Source organism: Rivularia sp. UHCC 0363, assembly GCF_034931125.1.
In the GTDB taxonomy this organism is placed as follows: Bacteria; Cyanobacteriota; Cyanobacteriia; order Cyanobacteriales; family Nostocaceae; genus Rivularia.
The window spans coordinates 35,402-53,179 of sequence record NZ_JAYGHM010000033.1; the positions used below are offsets into that span (position 1 = coordinate 35,402).

Sequence of the window (17,778 nt, forward strand, 5' to 3'; positions counted from 1 at the left end):
AATTTACAGATTATGTATTAAGTTATCGCTCTTAACAGATGTCGGAGACAATAAAAAGTTTGCTGCTTTTTGAGTGATTTCTTGTGACAAATGAATCTGCTTTAAAGTTACTAAACCCTCTTGAATAAATGAATCTCGAACGAGGGCTTTTTCTCCACTATTAAAGGTCGTTTCGTAAAAAACTTCCTTAATTCCGGCAGAAATTACTAACTTTAAACAAGACAAACAAGGTTCTAAAGTAACGTAAATACTGGCACCTTCTGTAGAAATACCATGTTTCGCGGCTTGAGCAATGGCGTTTGCCTCTGCGTGTACGGCGCGTGATGGTAAAGTTTTACTAGCATCGCAGCTACTCAGGTCTTTATAGCAGTATCCTTGAGCGCTACAGTGACTCGAACCTGATGGAGAGCCATTATAGCCCGTTGCTACAACTTGCTTATTTTTAACAATTACTGCACCCACGGGAAATGCAAGACAAGTTGAACGAGTCGCGGCTAATTTAGCTAACATGAGAAAATATTCATCCCATGTAGGGCGTTGCTCATTAAAACTCATTATTTACTATCCTGAATATATTGCTTATCTGTTTTTAAACGCTCGACCGCTTTCTGTAATTCAATTCCCAAGTAAGCGGCATGATCGGGACGTATTGCTGGTGAAGCGGTGCAAATTTCTCGAACCAACTTCAAAGCATTTTTACCTTTATATTGAGCTACAACTTCACCGCTACCTGGTGTTGTTTGAGTCACAACAATTTTATCTTCTACAATTTCAATTAAGAAGTTTCCAGCGCGATCGCAATAATCTATGTTTTTAGAAATTCTTGCATATTGTTGTTGAATCAGTCTATCTGCTGAATCCCAAGTATCATCATAAATATGCGCTGATTGACTAATGGTAATCAGCGGTCCCATTTTTAACACACACTGAGAACGTGCCTGTATTTCATCTCTAATATGTTGTTGTAAAGCCCGTAAACCCATTGCATTTGCAACCCAAGCAGAAAACATATCATTACTTCTAAGGGTTGCTGTCAATGAAAGTTCTTTATCAACCACTCGCAACCAAATATGATTTAAACAAGGACTTCCACCTTTTTCATGGTCTTTTACATCCCATAAATTCATCACTGCTGAAGCCGCGTCAATTTCTTTAATAAGTTTATTAATTACTTGCTCAATTTGGTCGCGTCCAAACCAGGAACGCAAACGCTGACCATATGTATATTTTACTCCTTCACGATAGGGAACATCATCTAAAATTTGTGAAAGATATTCTTGAATAAAATTGCGATCTACTGGTAAATAATTAGGTTCTGGAAAATAAAATTTTGAAGGTTCATCGGTAATCACAGCCATTAAATCAATCAATTCTTGCCATTTCCCATCGTAGCCAGTTGGTCTAATAACCCCTGTAGTTTTTATACGATGAATAATTTTAACCCAAGTTTCTGCAATTGTTTTACCTTCAATTCTATGTCCATAACGGTTTCCAGGTAAAACTGTAGGCTGATTCACCAACATGGGAAATTGTAGCGGAGAACCCCATATTTTATTCTCCTTTGTAAGGGCAATAGAGCCAAAATTTCGCGTTTCTTGTACTGCTTCTTCTATTGAATCTACTTCTTTGCATTCAATAGATTCTCGCAGTTTTTCTAAGGCTGTATCTTCAACTTCTATGTCAATATATCCGGTTGTAGAAGAATTAATTTTCCAAGCATTATGTCCGGTATCAGTTACGCTTTGAACAAAACCGTTGCGAAAAAAATCTAACAAACATTCACAGGCTCCTGCATTTTTATCTTCTTTTGTGGCATTTAGGACAATTAAGTATGCTACGTGAGGGTTGAATAGCAAATTACGTATTAGTAAATTTATCCCTCTTGTAGGTGAGTATAACTGTCCAATTACAGCATACTCTTGAGGCTGAAGCCGTTTTTGCAGATTGCTTTTTACAGTCCATCCAGTAACTATTGCTACTTGTCCCGAACCGTAAGCTAATTGATTAGGCTTGTAAAGTGGCTTGTATTGAAATTTAGATGCTGTTGCTGTCATGTTTATAGGTACGAACTCTATAGCTTACAATACACCAGCACTTTACCAATAAATCTTGTCTTCAACTTTAACTTTTTTTACAATTTACAGAGATAATAGTGATGATTAACTGCTTATAACGAGCTTTATGCAGTCTGTAAAAGCCGTGTGATTGATTTATTGGAAGTTGTTAATAAAGCGTCTATTACCAATTAGCGCTAATTAATAATTTCGTAACTTACGATTTAAATGAACTAAATCTTGCGTATAATTCATCAAAAGTTGACAATTTAAAAATCCGCACGCAATATTTGACAATATTTTTTATCCTGAACTTTATTCTTGGTACAAATTATGGTTTTAACTGCTTCAACAATGTTGTCTTTGGGAACAAAGGCTCCGGATTTTCAACTACCCGATGTAGTATCGGGGGAAACTATTTCTCTTTCTACATTTACGGGTAAAAAAGCAATACTCGTGATGTTTATTTGTCGTCACTGTCCATTTGTAAAGCACCTAGAGGAAGAATTAGCTCGGTTAGGAAAAGATTATTTTCAGAGCGATTTGGGGATTGTTGCTATTAGTGCTAATGATGTTAAAAATTATCCAGATGATGCACCTGATTTACTAAAAACAATGGCGATGGAATTGGATTTCAAATTTCCTTTATGTTATGACGAAACTCAGGAGACTGCAAAAAATTATACTGCGGCTTGTACACCTGATTTCTTCCTATTTGATAAGAGTCTCAAACTTTTTTATCGCGGACAACTAGATGATAGTCGTCCGAGCAATGGTAAACCCTTAACGGGTAAAGATTTACGTAATGCGATAGATGCTGTTCTAACAGGTAAATCCTTAACAGAAGAACAAAAGCCGAGTATCGGTTGCAATATTAAGTGGAAACCAGGAAATGAACCGAATTATTTTGGATAGTTGATAGAAGTGAGACAAGGGGAAAGATAATTCATAATTCTTAACTCCTCATTCTTAACTTCTAACTCTTAAGTTAATGCTGAATTTCTAAGTTGAGGATGTAATGTCCTAATTGAACTTTTCCACCCCATAATTCGTATTCTACCCGCAGGTGTTCTGGTAAAGGATGCCCGCTCAAGGTAAGATTACGAGTAAAATTTCTCAGACGGATTGGTTGGTTATTTTGCAAGGATTCGCTAGGTAGCCAGTAGCGACTTATACCGTAAACCCCTTTTTCCCAGAAGTGACGGTAACTTAGGTGTGGATTGCCTTGCATTGTCATGGTAACTCTATAAGGTGATATTTCTAACCATAAAATCCTGGGGCTTACTGAAACACGAGCATTAGTTTGGGCTGGTGTTGCAAGGGTATTTGGTGATTGGGCTTCAGCTTCTTGCCAACTTTTGATCGGTGGTGCGTTTAATAACAGGTGAAAGCGCTCGCTATCTTTTTGGTATAAAGTAGCAGCAGTTTCTACAACAGATTCAACTGGTAAATCTGTTGAAATTAATGATAAGTGAACGGGTTTACGTTGATGAGTCAGCATGGGAGGGATAAATTGAGAAGCTATTGGATAAATAAATTTAATGTAGGGTAAGGTGTGCGGTGTTTAACGGTAGGATAAAGGGCGAAGAAGTTTACACATTAAGCTTTTTCTTTGGTATAACTTTCTCGTACAGTTACACGCCAGTTTATCCTAATGTCGGCTCCTGTCATAACCGTAGAAATTAAACAAGACCTCCTTCAATTGGTTGTTCGACGACCTACTCAAGGACTATCTTTAAATGGTAGAATTCGAGTCCCCGGTGATAAATCTATTTCCCATCGAGCGTTGATGCTGGGCGCACTCGCGGTCGGTGAAACCCGTATAGAAGGATTGCTTCTAGGAGAAGACCCCCGTAGTACAGCCAGTTGTTTCCAAGCAATGGGGGCAGAAGTAACAGAATTGAACACAGAATTGGTCAGGGTTAAAGGTATTGGTCTGGGCAATTTACTCGAACCCGTTGATGTTTTAGATGCTGGCAATTCTGGTACTACTTTGCGATTGATGTTAGGAATTTTGGCATCCCATGCGGGACGTTTTTTTTCCGTAACAGGAGATAATTCCTTGCGATCGCGTCCGATGTCTCGTGTTGTTAAACCTCTACAACAAATGGGAGCGCAAATTTGGGGAAGAGATCATAATTCTAAAGCACCCTTGGCAGTTTGCGGGCAAAACCTCAAACCGATTCACTACCATTCTCCCATAGCTTCCGCCCAAGTTAAATCTTGTATTTTGCTGGCTGGTTTGTCGGTTGAGGGTAAAACTACCGTTACCGAACCCGCGCTGTCTCGCGATCATAGCGAACGAATGTTACAAGCATTTGGCGCAAAATTGGATATTGATCACCAAACTCATAGCGTTAGTGTTAATGGCCCAGTGCAGCTATACGGACAAACCGTAATTGTACCGGGAGATATAAGTTCGGCTGCTTTTTGGTTGGTAGCTGGTGCAATTGTATCAGATTCGGAGTTGCTGATCGAAAATGTTGGCGTTAATCCGACTCGTACTGGTGTTTTGGAGGCTTTGGAGATGATGGGGGCTGATATTACGCGAGAAAACGAGAGGGAAGTTGCAGGGGAACCTGTAGCCGATCTAAGGGTTCGTTCGAGCAAGCTTAAAGGCTGTACTATCGAAGGAGACATTATACCAAGATTGATTGATGAAATTCCCATTTTAGCCGTAGCAGCAGTGTTTGCCGAAGGTACCACCATAATTAAAGATGCCGCAGAATTGCGAGTTAAGGAGAGCGATCGCATTACTGCAATGGCAGACCAACTCAACGCAATGGGAGCTAAGGTAAATGAATTAGCCGACGGTATGGAAATTACTGGCGGTACTCCCCTCACTGGTGCCGAACTTGACAGCTTTACCGACCATCGCATTGCCATGAGTTTGGCGATCGCTGCTCTGAATGCATCGGGTTCGACTACTATTGACCGTGCGGAAGCTGCATCAGTTTCTTATCCCGATTTTTTTGATACCCTTAAGGCAATTATTTAATTAAATGTAATAATTCTTATCCTCAGTATTGTCTCAGGGTAGGAATTATTTTGGGGATTCAAAGCAAATACTTAATTAATTAAATTTTCTATAGACTCACACACACCTTCAAAGTTATTTAACACATCTTCATTAGTAAATCTAATCACTTGAAGTCCATAACCTTGTAATATTAATTTTCTTTGTGAATCGTAAATTTTTGCTTCATCTGTAAAATGGGTTTCTCCATCAATTTCAGTTACTAATTTTAACTTTGCACAATAAAAGTCTACTATAAAATTATCAATAGGTTTTTGTCGTAGAAATCGAATTTTTAATGTTTTTAAATAGTTATTCCACAGCTTTTTCTCGGCTGGAGTCATGTTTTTTCGTAGTTCTTTTGCTTTTTCTATAAGTTTTGGATTATAGGGTAAATGGTAAGCTGTTTTAATAAATTTTGGTTGTTTAGTCATTATCAATTCTCGGTACGATCCCCCCTAACCCCCCTTAAGAAGGGGGGGGAATGGAATGTTTTTTATAAACACAATATAAATATGTATTTTTTTTATCACCACAGTAGATTTACTATTTATAAAAAGCCCCCCTTCAATAAGGGGGGTTGGGGGGATCTGACCATAATCCGTTCTACAATAAATTTACTAAAAAAAGCCCCCCTTCAATAAGGGGGGTTGGGGGGATCTACCGATAATCTGATTGCTGAATATCTCTTAACTTCGCTGCATTTCTCATACCATAATCGGAGCGAGTAAATCGATTTAACTGCATTTCATAAAAGTCTCGATTTGCCTGTAAATGTTCGGGGTTTTCATCATCTAAAGGATATAAAAGTGCCGTGCGTAAAGCCTGAATTACTGCTGATGTGACGTTATACATCGAACGTTGAAAAGTAACTCCTAATTGAATTAAAATGTCTTCTTCACCACGACAATGTTCTTGATAATAATCAACTAAATATTGTGGTAAAAAATGCAGCATATCCTGCATTAATAATGTTGGAGGGATTCCTGCGGTACCTACGGGAAAGACATCAGCGTAAAGAATTCCATAGTGAAAGTCTTTTTGTTCTGAAGGTATTTGTTTGGCTTGAGCGTTATAAGATTTTGTACCTCGGAAAGGTGCAGTCCGATAAAAAACTGCTTCTACATAAGGTAGTGCGGCTTCATATAACCAGACAAAACCTTTGGATTTGGGAACAATTTCGTAACATTCTTTGCCAACATAAAGGTTATGGTAAATAGGACGACCTGCAACTGCAAAAATACCATTCACCAAGAAATCCATTGCTTGGGGTACGGTTGTCATTGTTCCTTCGTCAAACAGATCTGACATCTCAAAGAACACTGGTGCCATGACTTCCCAAAATAAACCTAAGTTGGAATAATAAGAAGCTTGACGACACTGTTCTAAAAACATATCTGGGAACAGTTTATAGAGCAACTGCATTACTGGATTACCTTTAAAGTAAGCTTTAATTGCTCTATCCGCATTTTGCTTATATTCTTCGGTATCTAGATATTCATCAAACTTACCTAAACCCATGTCTTTACCGTGCCACAGCATTGCTCGCATACAGGCTTCGGCAAATTCCATGTTAATTCGGTCGTGAAATAAATGATGCCACAATTTTGGCATTTTAATAGTTTCACCTTTCTCAATAAATGCCAAAAGTTCTGGATGCGCTGTTGCTTCACCGCGCCAAACTCTTAAATCGGCATCATCTCCTGCATAGTGATTATGTCTTTGTAAATACTCTTTTGGTAGAAAATATTTAAAGAAGGGAAAAGGATTTAAAAATTCTTTTTCGGCAATGTAAAGTAAATCGCGCCAGTAGAAATCCATCGGTACGGCGTATGCTTTATAAATACCGATAATTTGCATTAAGTTTTCCGGGGTATCCGGTAACATTGAGCCACCAGCTTCTAAGCGGTGAATTATTTCGGCAAATTCGTGATTTGATGGTGGTAATTTTGCTGTTTTTTGCTCTGATGTTTGTACCATTTTAGTTATTAGTTAGGGAGTAGGGAGTAGGCAATAGGGAATAGAGAACGGGGTAAGAAGCAAGAAGTGAATAATTATTTATTGCTATTCCTATAACTTGCTTCTTTTATTAACGATTAAAAAAACCGATGCTTGACGCAGAGAGCGCAAAGGAAAGAAATAGAGAAAGATATAGGTAATTTTTATTCTTCCCTATTCCCTATTCACTTAATTTTGATTCAGCGCTACTTGTGGAGTTAGAGTTTTTTCAATTGCGGGAATATGTGCAACCATTGCGGAGGTTGTAGGTTCGCTCCAACGTACTAACCAAGTGGGTTGGATTCCTAAAAATACGATCAAAGCTGCTAATATTAGCGCTGGCATTTTCTCGTTCCACAATACTTTGGGGTAATAAGCTAAGTTATTGTCAAGTTTGCCAAAACAGGTACGATTTAACAGAATTACAAAGTAAACTGCCGTTAAGCCTGTAGCAACAATGCACAACAATGTTTCAATCGGAAAAACGCTAAAGCTACCTTGAAATGCCAGAAATTCTGCAATAAAACCCGTCATACCGGGAATACCAGCGCTAGCCATACCGCTTAATACAAGTAAAGCGCTAATCAGCGGTAATCCTCGTACCGGACTCATTAAACCGTTGAGCTTATCTAACTCACGAGTTCCAACTTTGCTTTCCACAATTCCCACCAAATGGAACAGGATGGCTAAAATTAGACCGTGACTGAACATTTGGGAAACAGCACCCACTAACGCTAAACGTGTACTAGCAGCAGCTGCTATAAGTATGTAGCCCATGTGAGCGATGGAACTATATGCTACCATCCGCTTGATGTCTTTTTGAGCGATCGCCGTTACTGCTCCATAGATGGCACTAATTGCTCCCCAAATTGCTAAGGTCGGTGCAAAGGTACTCCAAGTTTCGGGAAATAAGCTCAATCCAAATCTTAAAATGCCATAGGTTCCCAACTTTGCCAGCACTCCACCCAACATAATTGCCACAGGTGTGTTTGCTTCTACATAAGCATCGGGCAACCATGTATGTAAAGGCACTAAGGGTATTTTAATTCCAAAGCCTAAGACTATTCCTGCAAGTAAAATTATTTGCAGCGTTGCAGATAAGTTTTGCGTAGAAATCGCATCGTAATTGAAACTAGAAGCACCCGTTAGCCAAACTATACCTAAGAAACTAGCTAAAATTAAGATTCCAGAAACAGCGGTATAGATCAGGAATTTGATACCCGCATAACTGCGTTTTTCTCCACCCCAAATCGAAATTAATAGATAAAAAGGAATTAATTCGAGTTCGTAAAATAGGAAAAATAGCAACAAATTCTGGGCTGCAAATGCACCGGCAACACCACCACTGACTAATAAAATCAAAGAATAGAAAAGTCGGGGACGTTGAGTATCTTTGCTGCTGCTGTAAATAGCAATCCAGGTAAGTAGACTATTTAACAACAACATTAAAATTGAAATTCCATCAACTCCCAATTGATAGCTTAAACCGAGAGTTTCATTCCAAGGAAGATATTCCTGTAACTGGATGCTGGGATTGTTAATGTCAAATCTGAATAGTAAAAACAGATTCCAAATAAAAGTGATTATTGCCAGCAATCCAGCACCTAAACGAATTCGCTCCGCAGAAATTTTTCCGGGCAATAACGCGATGATTGCCGCTCCCCAAATAGGTATCCAAATTAAAGAACTTATCATTATTAGTTATTAGTTGTTAGATGTTAATTGTGACTGGAGATTGGGCATAGAGCATTGATAAATGATAATTCTTCAGTGTTGACTGCTAACTGCCCATTGTTAAGTGTAAAAACTGATTTCCCCAAAATTGCCAGGTAATAATCATTCCCAAGATACCGACTCCTAAAAGTACGGTAAACATATAAAATTGAGTTTGTCCGGAGTTGCTGTACTTTAAATTTTCGCCACCACCAAGGGAGACTAACCCAACCAAATTAACGATGCCATCAACAACGGAACGGTCAAGCATATCTGTTAATTTTGAGAGTGAATCAATACCTAAAACAATGCTCAATTTATATAGCTTAGCTGTGTAAAAATCATTAGCAAATAAAGCTTGAAAACCTTTCCAGGGGAAGCGTACAGGTTTAGGAATATTGCCTAAGTAAATTACTCCGCTGATACTACAACCGAAAATACTCGACCAAATTAATAACAATGCAACATCTTTATTCAAAGTTTCCCAATTTGGTAAAATCGATAAGTTTTGTAATAGCAAAGGTAGATGCAGTACAAAACCAAACAAAATCATCATTGGTAGAATCATTTGCCAGCTAACTTCCGGAGAACGGACGCTCATGGGTTTACTTTTACCACCCCAAACTAAGCCAAATTCCCTGGTTAAACTTACCGCTGTCAAAGCATTGACGATGATAATTACTCCTACTAACCAAGGTTTAGTCGTCCACAGTTGCGAACCTAGTTGTAATAATGCCCAAAAGCTACCTAAAGGAGGAAAGCCAATTAAACCCAAAAAGCCTGCTATATAAGCGATTGCCGATATGGGACGACGCGACCACAATCCCCCTAACTGGGTGATATCTTGAGTAATACTGTTCCAGACGATTGTCCCCGTACTCATGACTAACAAAGCCGCAGCACAAGCATGGGTAAGTACTAATAACAACGCAGTTTCATCATGTTGCGTTCCTACAGCGATGAATACTAAACCCATGTAGGTACTAACCGAATAGGATAAACAGCGCTTGATGTCAATTTGCGCGATCGCAATTAACGAACCACCCACCGCACTGATTACACCAATAGCCACCATTACACTACAAGCTATCGGTGATAAGCTTAAAACTGGCTGTAGCTTAATTAATACCCAAGCACCGCTAGCCACAACTACCGAATTCCGTAAAATGGTACTGGGAACAGGTCCTTCCATCGCTTCATCCAACCACAAATGCAGAGGAAACTGAGCGCATTTACCCATCGGACCAGCAATTAAGGCTAAACATACCAAAAACATTAATTTCGGATCGACGTTAGCTGTTGCAGCCCATTGTGCTAAATCATTGTAATTCCAAGTTCCAGCCAGAGGATATATTGCTAATACCCCCATCAACAGAAATAAATCTCCTACCCTTTTTGTTAAGAAAGCATCTCTAGCACCCGTTACTACCAGAGGTTGACTAAACCACAAACCTACTAATAAGTAAGTTCCTAAAGTCAGAACTTCCAGAATTACATAGCTAAAAAATAAGTTATTACACAAAGCCAACGCACACAAACCAGCTTCAAACATTCCCAATAAAGAATAGAAGCGTCCCCAACCCCAATCCATCTCCATGTAACCAATAGAATAAATCTGAGCTAACAAATTTAAACCACTAATTACAGTCATTGCGGCAACGCTAATCCCAGATATTTCTAACTCGATGGATAGCTTCAGACCAGCAGTTTCTAACCAAGGTATAAATACTTGATATGCTGGTTGATTCCAAATCGCGGATAATGCGATCGCGCTATGAAGAAAAGCCAAAAATGTCATGATTAGATTGACATAGCCAGCAGGTCTTGGTCCAGTTTTCCTAATTATTCCTGGAGACCAAGGGACAGCTAAAAGCCCACCAACCAAGGCATATATAGGCACCAACCAAACTGTTCCTAGCAGATATTGCGCCATCAATTCACCTCTAAATAAAGCAGCATAAAATACGGCTATAGAGTTACAACCGATTATTGAAAGTAATACTTATAATTTTCCATAAGATTAAACTAATTAATCTCAATTACATATAGATTACCTTTATATCCAGCAAAAAGGAATGGGTTTGCTAGATAATTAAGCGATATTAAGTGTAATTAATTCTTATATATTAGTTTCCGATTATATGTATAGAGTTTCATCTATGTTTAATAAATTACTTTATAATACGAATAAACATATCTGTAGCGTCGGAAAAGATTTTCTCTTCCATAATAGTGAATGTAATATTTTCAAATTTATCTAAGATCGATTCGAGAACCTGTTTAGAAAAGGTTGTAGAGTGACCGACCTGTATATAATTGATATAGTTTTCCGCAGAAATATCAACTTCGCTAATCAAGTTGAATAAGACTTGTCTGGAACTACATCTCAGCATTTTATCAATAAAATATTCCACATATTCTGTATAATTTCGGACGCGGGAAACCAGAACACCTAAAGCTACAACAATATCAAAAGGTTCATCGAGGAAAAATTTATTCGAGGCAAAATTCTGTAGTTGAAACTGATAATGCGGATAATGATTCCGTGCGAAATCAATAAAGGGAGCAACAATATCAAGTCCTAAATATTTATCAATTTGTGCTTCGGGATAATGATGATTAAGAAAAGTTAATAATTCTCCTTTACCGCATCCAATATCTAAAATAGAGGAATTATCGTTAAGAGTAATACCTTGAAAAAGCTTAGAGTGAAATAAAAAATCTTTTTTATTACTTCTCTCACCAAGACTTTTCGCCGAATCCATTCCATCTGCCGCTATTTTATCTTCATAGCGAGAACTTATGATTAGACCGTCTTCTTGCCAAGCTTTAATAAAATTAGATTGCATTTAATTTTACACGGTTATTTTAGTAACATTTAGGTTTGTCAGATAGTCAAATATTCTTAATTATTTATTCGTCTGCTATCTTTTTAACATTCCTACCCAGTTTATAATGGAGTTTGCATAATCGCCTTCTTTACTATTAGGACTTAGCAAAAAGGCATATTCTGCTCGTAGGGTGCTGTGACACTATGTTTGATTTTTAACGCAATAATAAGGTTTTAGTGTCACGCACCAACCGGGGTTTTGTGACAATTGCGGCCATTTCTGACTATTTATATTCCTATTTATAATTACCATTGACCATGAACAACCCAATCTCCAACTACAACCCCAGCGATGTCGGACAAATCAACGGTAACATCTTCGGTTTACCCTTCGATTACGATTCGGCAAATTTAATTATCATCCCCGTACCTTGGGAAGTAACGGTTTCCTATGGTGCGGGTACAGCTAACGCACCACAAAGAATTCTTGATGCTTCACCACAGTTAGATTTATTTGATTTTGATAATCCCGAAGGTTGGAAGCAGGGACTTTTTATGATGGAAATTCCCCAGGATATGTTAGATAAAAATAAATATTACCGACAGCAAGCAGCAACAATTATTCAACGGTTGGAACAAGGTAAACCTTTAACAGATGCACCAAATTTAACATCTTTACTCACGGAAATTAACCAAGTTTGCGAGAATGTGAATCAGTGGTTATTTGATAAATCTCAGCAAGCAATTAACGACGGTAAGCACGTTGCAGTTATTGGTGGCGACCATAGTTCACCTTTGGGCTATATGCAAGCCTTAGTAGAAAAATACTCCAGCTATGGTATTTTACACATCGATGCTCACGCTGATTTACGTAATGCTTATGAAGGATTTGAGTATTCTCATGCTTCAATTATGTACAACGCGATGAAACTACCGCAGATATCTAAATTAGTTCAAGTCGGTTTGCGAGATATTTGTCATGATGAAGTAGAAATGATTAATCAATCTAATAATAGAATTATTGCTTATTACGATTCAATCACTAAGCAAAAGCTTTATTCTGGAGTTACTTGGATAGATCTATGTAAGGAAATTGTTAGTCATTTACCCGAATATGTTTATGTTAGCTTTGATGCTGATGGTTTAGACCCCAAACTATGTTCAAATACCGGAACTCCGGTTCCTGGAGGTTTGGAATTAGAGCAAGCTTATTGTTTGATTCGAGAAGTAGTAAACAGCGGCAGAAAAATTATTGGTTTTGATGTTTGTGAAGTTGGTGATGCAGAATGGGATGGAAATGTTGGTGCGAGAGTGGTTTTGAAATTGGCGAATTTGATGGGTTTATCTAATAGTTAGTTGTAAAAGTTAAATTATATCAAATTCTGTGAGCATCGCTTTTGAATATTTTTTTAACGCAGAGTCACGAATGAGGTAAGCGCAAAGGAACGCAAAGTTTTTAGAGCTATATGTAGAATAGTTTTGTCAACGCTATCTAAAGCTTTGGGAGTTAACATATTATGGCACAAGCACAAGAGAAAAAACTTTACACGCCGTCAGAATACCTCGAATTCGAGGTAAACTCTGAAGAGCGCCATGAATACATTAATGGTGAGGTTATTTGCGTGACTGGTGGAACTCCAAATCATAATCAAATTACAGGGAATTTCTACGCTTCGCTTAATTTTGGATTAAAGCGTCAACCTTATCGTGTTTTTGTTGCAGACCAAAGGATTTGGATTCCTCAAAGACGTATTTATACTTATCCCGATGTCATGGTTGTTCAGGGTGATTTGCAACTGCAACAGGGAAGAAAAGATACAATTCTTAACCCATTAATGATTGTTGAGGTGTTATCAAAATCTACTAGAAGTTACGATAAAGATGAAAAATTTTCAGTTTATCGCACGATTCCAACTTTTCAAGAATATATTTTAATTGACCAGTATACAATGCAGGTTGAGCAATATTTTAAGACTGGTAAAAATAGCTGGACTTTTTCTGAATATTATGATGCAAATGAAACTGTTTCTTTAAACTCAATTAATTTTGAAATTAGCCTTGAAGATATTTATGATAAAGTTGAATTTGAAAATATAGAAGTAAAAGATAGTTAATTATGTTTAATATCCCACTGCACTGGGTCTAGTTTATAATAATTTTGCAATAATTGATAAAGTTCCGGATGCTTTTTTTGTAACTGCTGCGGCTTTTCAAAAAACGTTTCGGTTGCTACGGAGAAGAATTCAGCAGGATTAGTTGCACCATAACTATACATTACAGTTTTTCTTTGTTGTTCTACATTGTTACACAATTGATTGTATTCTTGTGTCATTACTTTTGACCAATTAGAATATTCAGATTGTTTTTGTAAAATCGGAACACCCTCAGCTTTTCCGTCCTCTTGATCCAACTGATGGGCAAATTCATGCAATACAACATTCTGTCCATCTTGCCAATTTTGAGTATCTCGTTTTACCTGTTGCCAAGATAATACTAATTGGTCTCTACTCCAAGATTCACCTAGTCTAATAACTCGTTTTTCTTCAACTATATAATTACCGCTGACCGTGGTTTCGTTAGCAAAATAAGCTGTAGGATAAATTAAAATAGAACGCAATTTGGGAAAATATTTTCCGCGTTCGTTGAGTAGAAGTAAGCAAGCGATAGCGGCAATAATAACCTTGATTTCTTCTGTTATTTGTAAACCGTTGCAACCAATAAATTGTTTTTCAGCTAGGAATACTTGAATATGTCCTTGTAGTCGTCTTCTTTCGGGGGGGGAAAGATGAGGATAAAGAGGAAGATTATTTTCAATGATAGAATTCCAGAGTGGCGAAAATGGACGGCGTTTTATATGATTTCTTTGTTGTTTAATTAAAACGGGGCTGAATAAAATTGTGATGACAATTAGTCCAGTGATCACTAAAAAAATAATTGCTGGAAGCATTGATGAAATAATATGAATTAAGATGAGCTATGGTAGATATCTATACGGTAGCTCACCGTGATAAAAGATGAGATAATTTAGTGCGTGAAGAGAAGCAAAACCTCCACAAGGATAGGTAATAAAGCCCGATCATAAAGCCTATTTGTATTGGTTAAGCTTTTAATTCAAAGGATTATAGTCTGAGAGAAGATTATCTAAAAGTTTACGTTCGTAACTAGTCAAATCTTTGATATCTGTTCCTAATTTTTGTAATTTTTGGTAAATCAGATCGTGTTCAAATGTTTCGATGCTTTGTCTAATTTCTTCATATATTTCTTCAAGGCTAAATTCATTTACCAAAGCTTGGCTAATTTCTTCTCTATCTTTACCAATTAACCCACCGTTGAACTGATAATCTTCTTGAGTATTTTGAGATACTAACCCAAGTGCGATCGCCAAAAATAAGTTTTGATACGCTAGCTTCAATTGTTTATTTGAGCCTATTTCATCTGGAATTAAATCGGGAATCTCATCTGGCTCGTTTTGCGTGCGTTCGTAGCAGTCGCGGTAAAATTCAATTTGACCGAGAAAGTAAGCTGGAAAGCCCAAGGAACGGGTTAATATGCACAATCTATCTTTATCCTCAGCAACTACAGGGGTTAAACTGCGGCTGAAGCGACTGTATGTTTCAAACATTTCTTCTTTGTCTTCAGCACACACCCACAGAGTAGTCTCTTTTTGAGAAGTTGGGTTTAAGTTAGCATCAATATCTTGAATTCGTAGCAATAGGTTAGAGCTATCATAAAGCTGATTCAAGCGGATATTTGCAGTGTTTTCCGCAATTAAATCAGTTTGCTTTAATACTTGAGCAACAGACAAGTTACTTAATTGCTCAAACTGCTGACGAGCAAAAGGAATAAGTTTATTTTGAAATTCTTCGGCTGAAATTTTCCACGATTTAGAGCGACTTACTATGAGAGTAGTAAATTTATCGGTAGGGAATTTTGCCAAGAAATTTTGATAGTAAATATCAACATCTGTATCGGTTAAAACTGCAAGGCGATTTTCAGAAAACTTCGTTGTAGATTGTTCGCGCTCTTGGACTAATTTATGATATATTCCTGAAATTTCAGCAAGAGATTGACGTAAATTAACTGCTTTTTGTTTAACCGTTTTTATTAAATGGTTCAACGCTTCAACGCGAAGTTTTTGGACGTAGAGGTCATATTCTAATTTTAATTGTTCGTTATAGCTGCGACGTAATTCGACAGCGTTTGCTTTTAAACTACTTTCTAATTGTTTAATTTGTTTCTGAACCTTGATCAGACGATGGCGAATTTTACTATTGTATTTAAGCAAAACTATGCCTAAGTAAATCAAAACGTTCACCGCAGTTCCTAATAAGTAAGGAGCTAGATTACTCCAAAAGTTTCGTAATAATAGCCATAATATTGATTGATTAAAAATCCCGATAACAATCAATATACTAATTATGCCTACAGCAACAATCCCAGGAAAAATAATTAGATACTGCTTGCGAAATAGGTTTTCTTCTTCTATTATTTCATTCCTTTTATCTGTAGCTGTTTCAAGGTGATTCTCAGCACTATTAAGGTGCTTTATATTAGCATCAATCGCTTTTTGTGCTTCTTCGCGAGCCTGAGTAATTGCCACAAAACGGATTTGGCGAGTTTGTTCAATTTCCGAGTTCAAAGCTTGATGATATTCATCTATAACAGTTTTTAATTGTTCCTGAATTGTTTTAATTTCTTGCCGTAGTTCTTCTGATTCTCCTTGAGCTAAATTATCTTGGATTTGCTGACGCTGTAATCTTAAGTAATAAACTTGATTGAGTAGCTTTTGAGTAGTTTCCCGATTGATTTTTATTTCTAATTGTGAGTCAATAAATGCTTCTGCGGCATGCAGTTCGGTAATCAAATTTTGAGGTTGCTCGTTGATAGACTCTGCTTGCAGTTCTATATATAAATAAGTTAATAGATTTAATAACGTAACTGCTTCATGTAAACCTGTAGGTGTTGCATCGGCATAATAATTAATTCTGCGATCTAAATAGGTATTTAGGGCTAACTGTACCTGTTGACAAGAATTTTCTAAAGTCCGTTTGTAGGAAAGTAATTCTTTCTTTTCAAACTGTTTATAAGCACGCTGCAACTCCATCCCATATTCCCGTGCCATTCCAGCCTGTAGATTAATGCGCGGGTTGAAATCTTGCCAAACTGGTTTACCGTTGTCTCTTTCTAATTCGAGAAAAGCGTTGCTAAAATCTTCGTTGAGGATGAATTCTTTAGTATCTAAGAGCCATTTACGATTTACCTCTAAAGTAGATTTTGCTTGCGGTAAAAATTGGCGATCAAGAATATCGGCAGCTAAGGAAGCACTTAAACGGTTGATAATAATTTCGCTGGGAAAAAATAATTCTCCGTAGCCAAAAGCACTGTAAGCAGGAAGTTTTCCTCGGACTTTTTGCGTACCAATTAATAAACCGTTTGTCTCGGCTTCTAATGTGAGAAAACCGGCAAAAGCATCAGCATAGCTGGTTAAATTATCTTTTAATCCGCCAATTCGTTCATCGCATAGCCAGCAGTTATGAAAAGGTGGGAGGTTTGGAGTTACTGTTTTTGCTACTCCACTACTCATCTTATAATCCAACTCCCGGAGCAAGGTATAAGCTTCACTATAATCAGCAGTTGTAACTTGAGAAAATAACCCCGGTAGTAGTAATAAACCTTCCAAACTATAAGGAACATCTGTAAAATATTTATTAAATAACCAGCGAATCAAACGCACTAGTTCAAAAACTATCCCCCTAACTTCAGGGTTGCCGATTGATAGCATCAGATAAATTCGATGGGTACTGCTAATTTCTACTCCTTGACGTTTCAAAGCAATTGCTGATTCGGATTGAGTAGCAGTTTTGATTAGATCGATCAGTTCGGTTTGTAGGGTGTTAATAGTTTGATTAAATTGAGCGTTGATTTGGGAAACAAATTTCTGTTTACCATCACTTTCTAACTCAAAACTCCAGTCTGCGAACTTATCTAACTCCGAATTAAAGCTAAAAGCTTGATTTTCTCCCACCAAAGTATAAATCTGAATCAAACGACTTTGAACAGTATTTAATTCTTGAAGTTGAGTTTTAATGGCGTTACAAAAAGCAGCACTATGAGAATCTAGTGCAATTAATATAGTTGGTTTTGGCATGATGACACTAAGGTAGATT

At 37.3% G+C, this 17,778-nt stretch carries 14 protein-coding genes; 4 read left to right on the forward strand and 10 right to left on the reverse strand.

All coding sequences use genetic code 11. The features are described 5' to 3' along the window. Positions 1–3 precede the first annotated feature (3 nt). Together VB797_RS19110 and VB797_RS19115 are read right to left on the reverse strand one after the other, a co-directional pair. Positions 4–555, reverse strand: a complete 552-nt coding sequence (locus VB797_RS19110) for a dCMP deaminase family protein (protein WP_323239313.1) — start codon at positions 553–555, stop codon at positions 4–6. Continuing rightward, positions 555–2,054, reverse strand: coding sequence for a thymidylate synthase (locus VB797_RS19115; RefSeq protein ID WP_323239314.1), 1,500 nt, complete (start codon positions 2,052–2,054; stop codon positions 555–557). The genes VB797_RS19110 and VB797_RS19115 overlap by 1 nt, the downstream gene beginning before the upstream one ends. A 333-nt stretch (positions 2,055–2,387) precedes the next feature. On the opposite strand from VB797_RS19115, the gene VB797_RS19120 reads away from it, so the two are divergent. Continuing rightward, on the forward strand, positions 2,388–2,969 hold the full coding sequence (locus VB797_RS19120) for a thioredoxin family protein (protein WP_323239315.1): 582 nt from the start codon (positions 2,388–2,390) through the stop codon (positions 2,967–2,969). Positions 2,970–3,042: 73 nt separating this feature from the next. Here VB797_RS19120 and VB797_RS19125 read toward each other — a convergent pair whose 3' ends face one another. Next, the gene (locus VB797_RS19125; protein WP_323239316.1) at positions 3,043–3,555 is read right to left on the reverse strand and encodes a hypothetical protein; all 513 of its coding nucleotides are present in this window, start codon (positions 3,553–3,555) and stop codon (positions 3,043–3,045) included. Positions 3,556–3,708: 153 nt separating this feature from the next. On the opposite strand from VB797_RS19125, the gene aroA reads away from it, so the two are divergent. Beyond that, a complete protein-coding gene (gene aroA / locus VB797_RS19130; protein WP_323239317.1) occupies positions 3,709–5,052 on the forward strand; it encodes a 3-phosphoshikimate 1-carboxyvinyltransferase in 1,344 nt (447 codons plus the stop codon). Positions 5,053–5,123: 71 nt separating this feature from the next. Here the strand turns inward: aroA and VB797_RS19135 are convergent, their stop codons facing one another. The 5 genes from VB797_RS19135 to VB797_RS19155 form a co-directional block, all read right to left on the reverse strand. Next, complete coding sequence (locus VB797_RS19135) at positions 5,124–5,504, reverse strand: endonuclease domain-containing protein (protein ID WP_323239318.1); 381 nt, start codon at positions 5,502–5,504, stop codon at positions 5,124–5,126. Positions 5,505–5,730: 226 nt separating this feature from the next. After that, on the reverse strand, positions 5,731–7,050 hold the full coding sequence (locus tag VB797_RS19140) for a CO2 hydration protein (protein WP_323239319.1): 1,320 nt from the start codon (positions 7,048–7,050) through the stop codon (positions 5,731–5,733). Between the two features lie 207 nt (positions 7,051–7,257). After that, positions 7,258–8,763 carry an NADH-quinone oxidoreductase subunit M gene (locus VB797_RS19145; protein WP_323239320.1) on the reverse strand — a complete coding sequence of 502 codons (1,506 nt, stop codon included), beginning with the start codon at positions 8,761–8,763 and terminating at the stop codon, positions 7,258–7,260. 85 nt (positions 8,764–8,848) lie between these two features. Continuing rightward, a complete protein-coding gene (locus tag VB797_RS19150) occupies positions 8,849–10,714 on the reverse strand; it encodes an NAD(P)H-quinone oxidoreductase subunit F (RefSeq protein WP_323239321.1) in 1,866 nt (621 codons plus the stop codon). 238 nt (positions 10,715–10,952) lie between these two features. Continuing rightward, positions 10,953–11,630, reverse strand: coding sequence for a class I SAM-dependent methyltransferase (locus tag VB797_RS19155; protein WP_323239322.1), 678 nt, complete (start codon positions 11,628–11,630; stop codon positions 10,953–10,955). Positions 11,631–11,929: 299 nt separating this feature from the next. Between VB797_RS19155 and VB797_RS19160 the strand changes: the two genes are divergently transcribed. Together VB797_RS19160 and VB797_RS19165 are read left to right on the forward strand one after the other, a co-directional pair. After that, positions 11,930–12,967 (forward strand): agmatinase family protein, encoded by a 1,038-nt coding sequence (locus tag VB797_RS19160; RefSeq protein ID WP_323239323.1) that lies wholly within the window; start codon positions 11,930–11,932, stop codon positions 12,965–12,967. A 161-nt stretch (positions 12,968–13,128) separates the two neighbouring features. Further along, the gene (locus VB797_RS19165; RefSeq protein WP_323239324.1) at positions 13,129–13,725 is read left to right on the forward strand and encodes a Uma2 family endonuclease; all 597 of its coding nucleotides are present in this window, start codon (positions 13,129–13,131) and stop codon (positions 13,723–13,725) included. Here the strand turns inward: VB797_RS19165 and VB797_RS19170 are convergent. Together VB797_RS19170 and VB797_RS19175 are read right to left on the reverse strand one after the other, a co-directional pair. Further along, the gene (locus VB797_RS19170; RefSeq protein ID WP_323239325.1) at positions 13,722–14,558 is read right to left on the reverse strand and encodes a M90 family metallopeptidase; all 837 of its coding nucleotides are present in this window, start codon (positions 14,556–14,558) and stop codon (positions 13,722–13,724) included. The genes VB797_RS19165 and VB797_RS19170 overlap by 4 nt on opposite strands. Before the next feature lie 159 nt (positions 14,559–14,717). Beyond that, positions 14,718–17,759 carry a hypothetical protein gene (locus VB797_RS19175; RefSeq protein WP_323239326.1) on the reverse strand — a complete coding sequence of 1,014 codons (3,042 nt, stop codon included), beginning with the start codon at positions 17,757–17,759 and terminating at the stop codon, positions 14,718–14,720. Positions 17,760–17,778 lie beyond the last annotated feature (19 nt).

Coding starts and splice junctions, on each gene's coding strand:
- VB797_RS19110 (WP_323239313.1), bottom strand. CDS start 555: ATGAGTTTTAATGAGCAACGCCCTACATGGGATGAATATTTTCTCATG.
- VB797_RS19115 (WP_323239314.1), bottom strand. CDS start 2,054: ATGACAGCAACAGCATCTAAATTTCAATACAAGCCACTTTACAAGCCT.
- VB797_RS19120 (WP_323239315.1), top strand. CDS start 2,388: ATGGTTTTAACTGCTTCAACAATGTTGTCTTTGGGAACAAAGGCTCCG.
- VB797_RS19125 (WP_323239316.1), bottom strand. CDS start 3,555: ATGCTGACTCATCAACGTAAACCCGTTCACTTATCATTAATTTCAACA.
- aroA (WP_323239317.1), top strand. CDS start 3,709: ATGTCGGCTCCTGTCATAACCGTAGAAATTAAACAAGACCTCCTTCAA.
- VB797_RS19135 (WP_323239318.1), bottom strand. CDS start 5,504: ATGACTAAACAACCAAAATTTATTAAAACAGCTTACCATTTACCCTAT.
- VB797_RS19140 (WP_323239319.1), bottom strand. CDS start 7,050: ATGGTACAAACATCAGAGCAAAAAACAGCAAAATTACCACCATCAAAT.
- VB797_RS19145 (WP_323239320.1), bottom strand. CDS start 8,763: ATGATAAGTTCTTTAATTTGGATACCTATTTGGGGAGCGGCAATCATC.
- VB797_RS19150 (WP_323239321.1), bottom strand. CDS start 10,714: ATGGCGCAATATCTGCTAGGAACAGTTTGGTTGGTGCCTATATATGCC.
- VB797_RS19155 (WP_323239322.1), bottom strand. CDS start 11,630: ATGCAATCTAATTTTATTAAAGCTTGGCAAGAAGACGGTCTAATCATA.
- VB797_RS19160 (WP_323239323.1), top strand. CDS start 11,930: ATGAACAACCCAATCTCCAACTACAACCCCAGCGATGTCGGACAAATC.
- VB797_RS19165 (WP_323239324.1), top strand. CDS start 13,129: ATGGCACAAGCACAAGAGAAAAAACTTTACACGCCGTCAGAATACCTC.
- VB797_RS19170 (WP_323239325.1), bottom strand. CDS start 14,558: ATGCTTCCAGCAATTATTTTTTTAGTGATCACTGGACTAATTGTCATC.
- VB797_RS19175 (WP_323239326.1), bottom strand. CDS start 17,759: ATGCCAAAACCAACTATATTAATTGCACTAGATTCTCATAGTGCTGCT.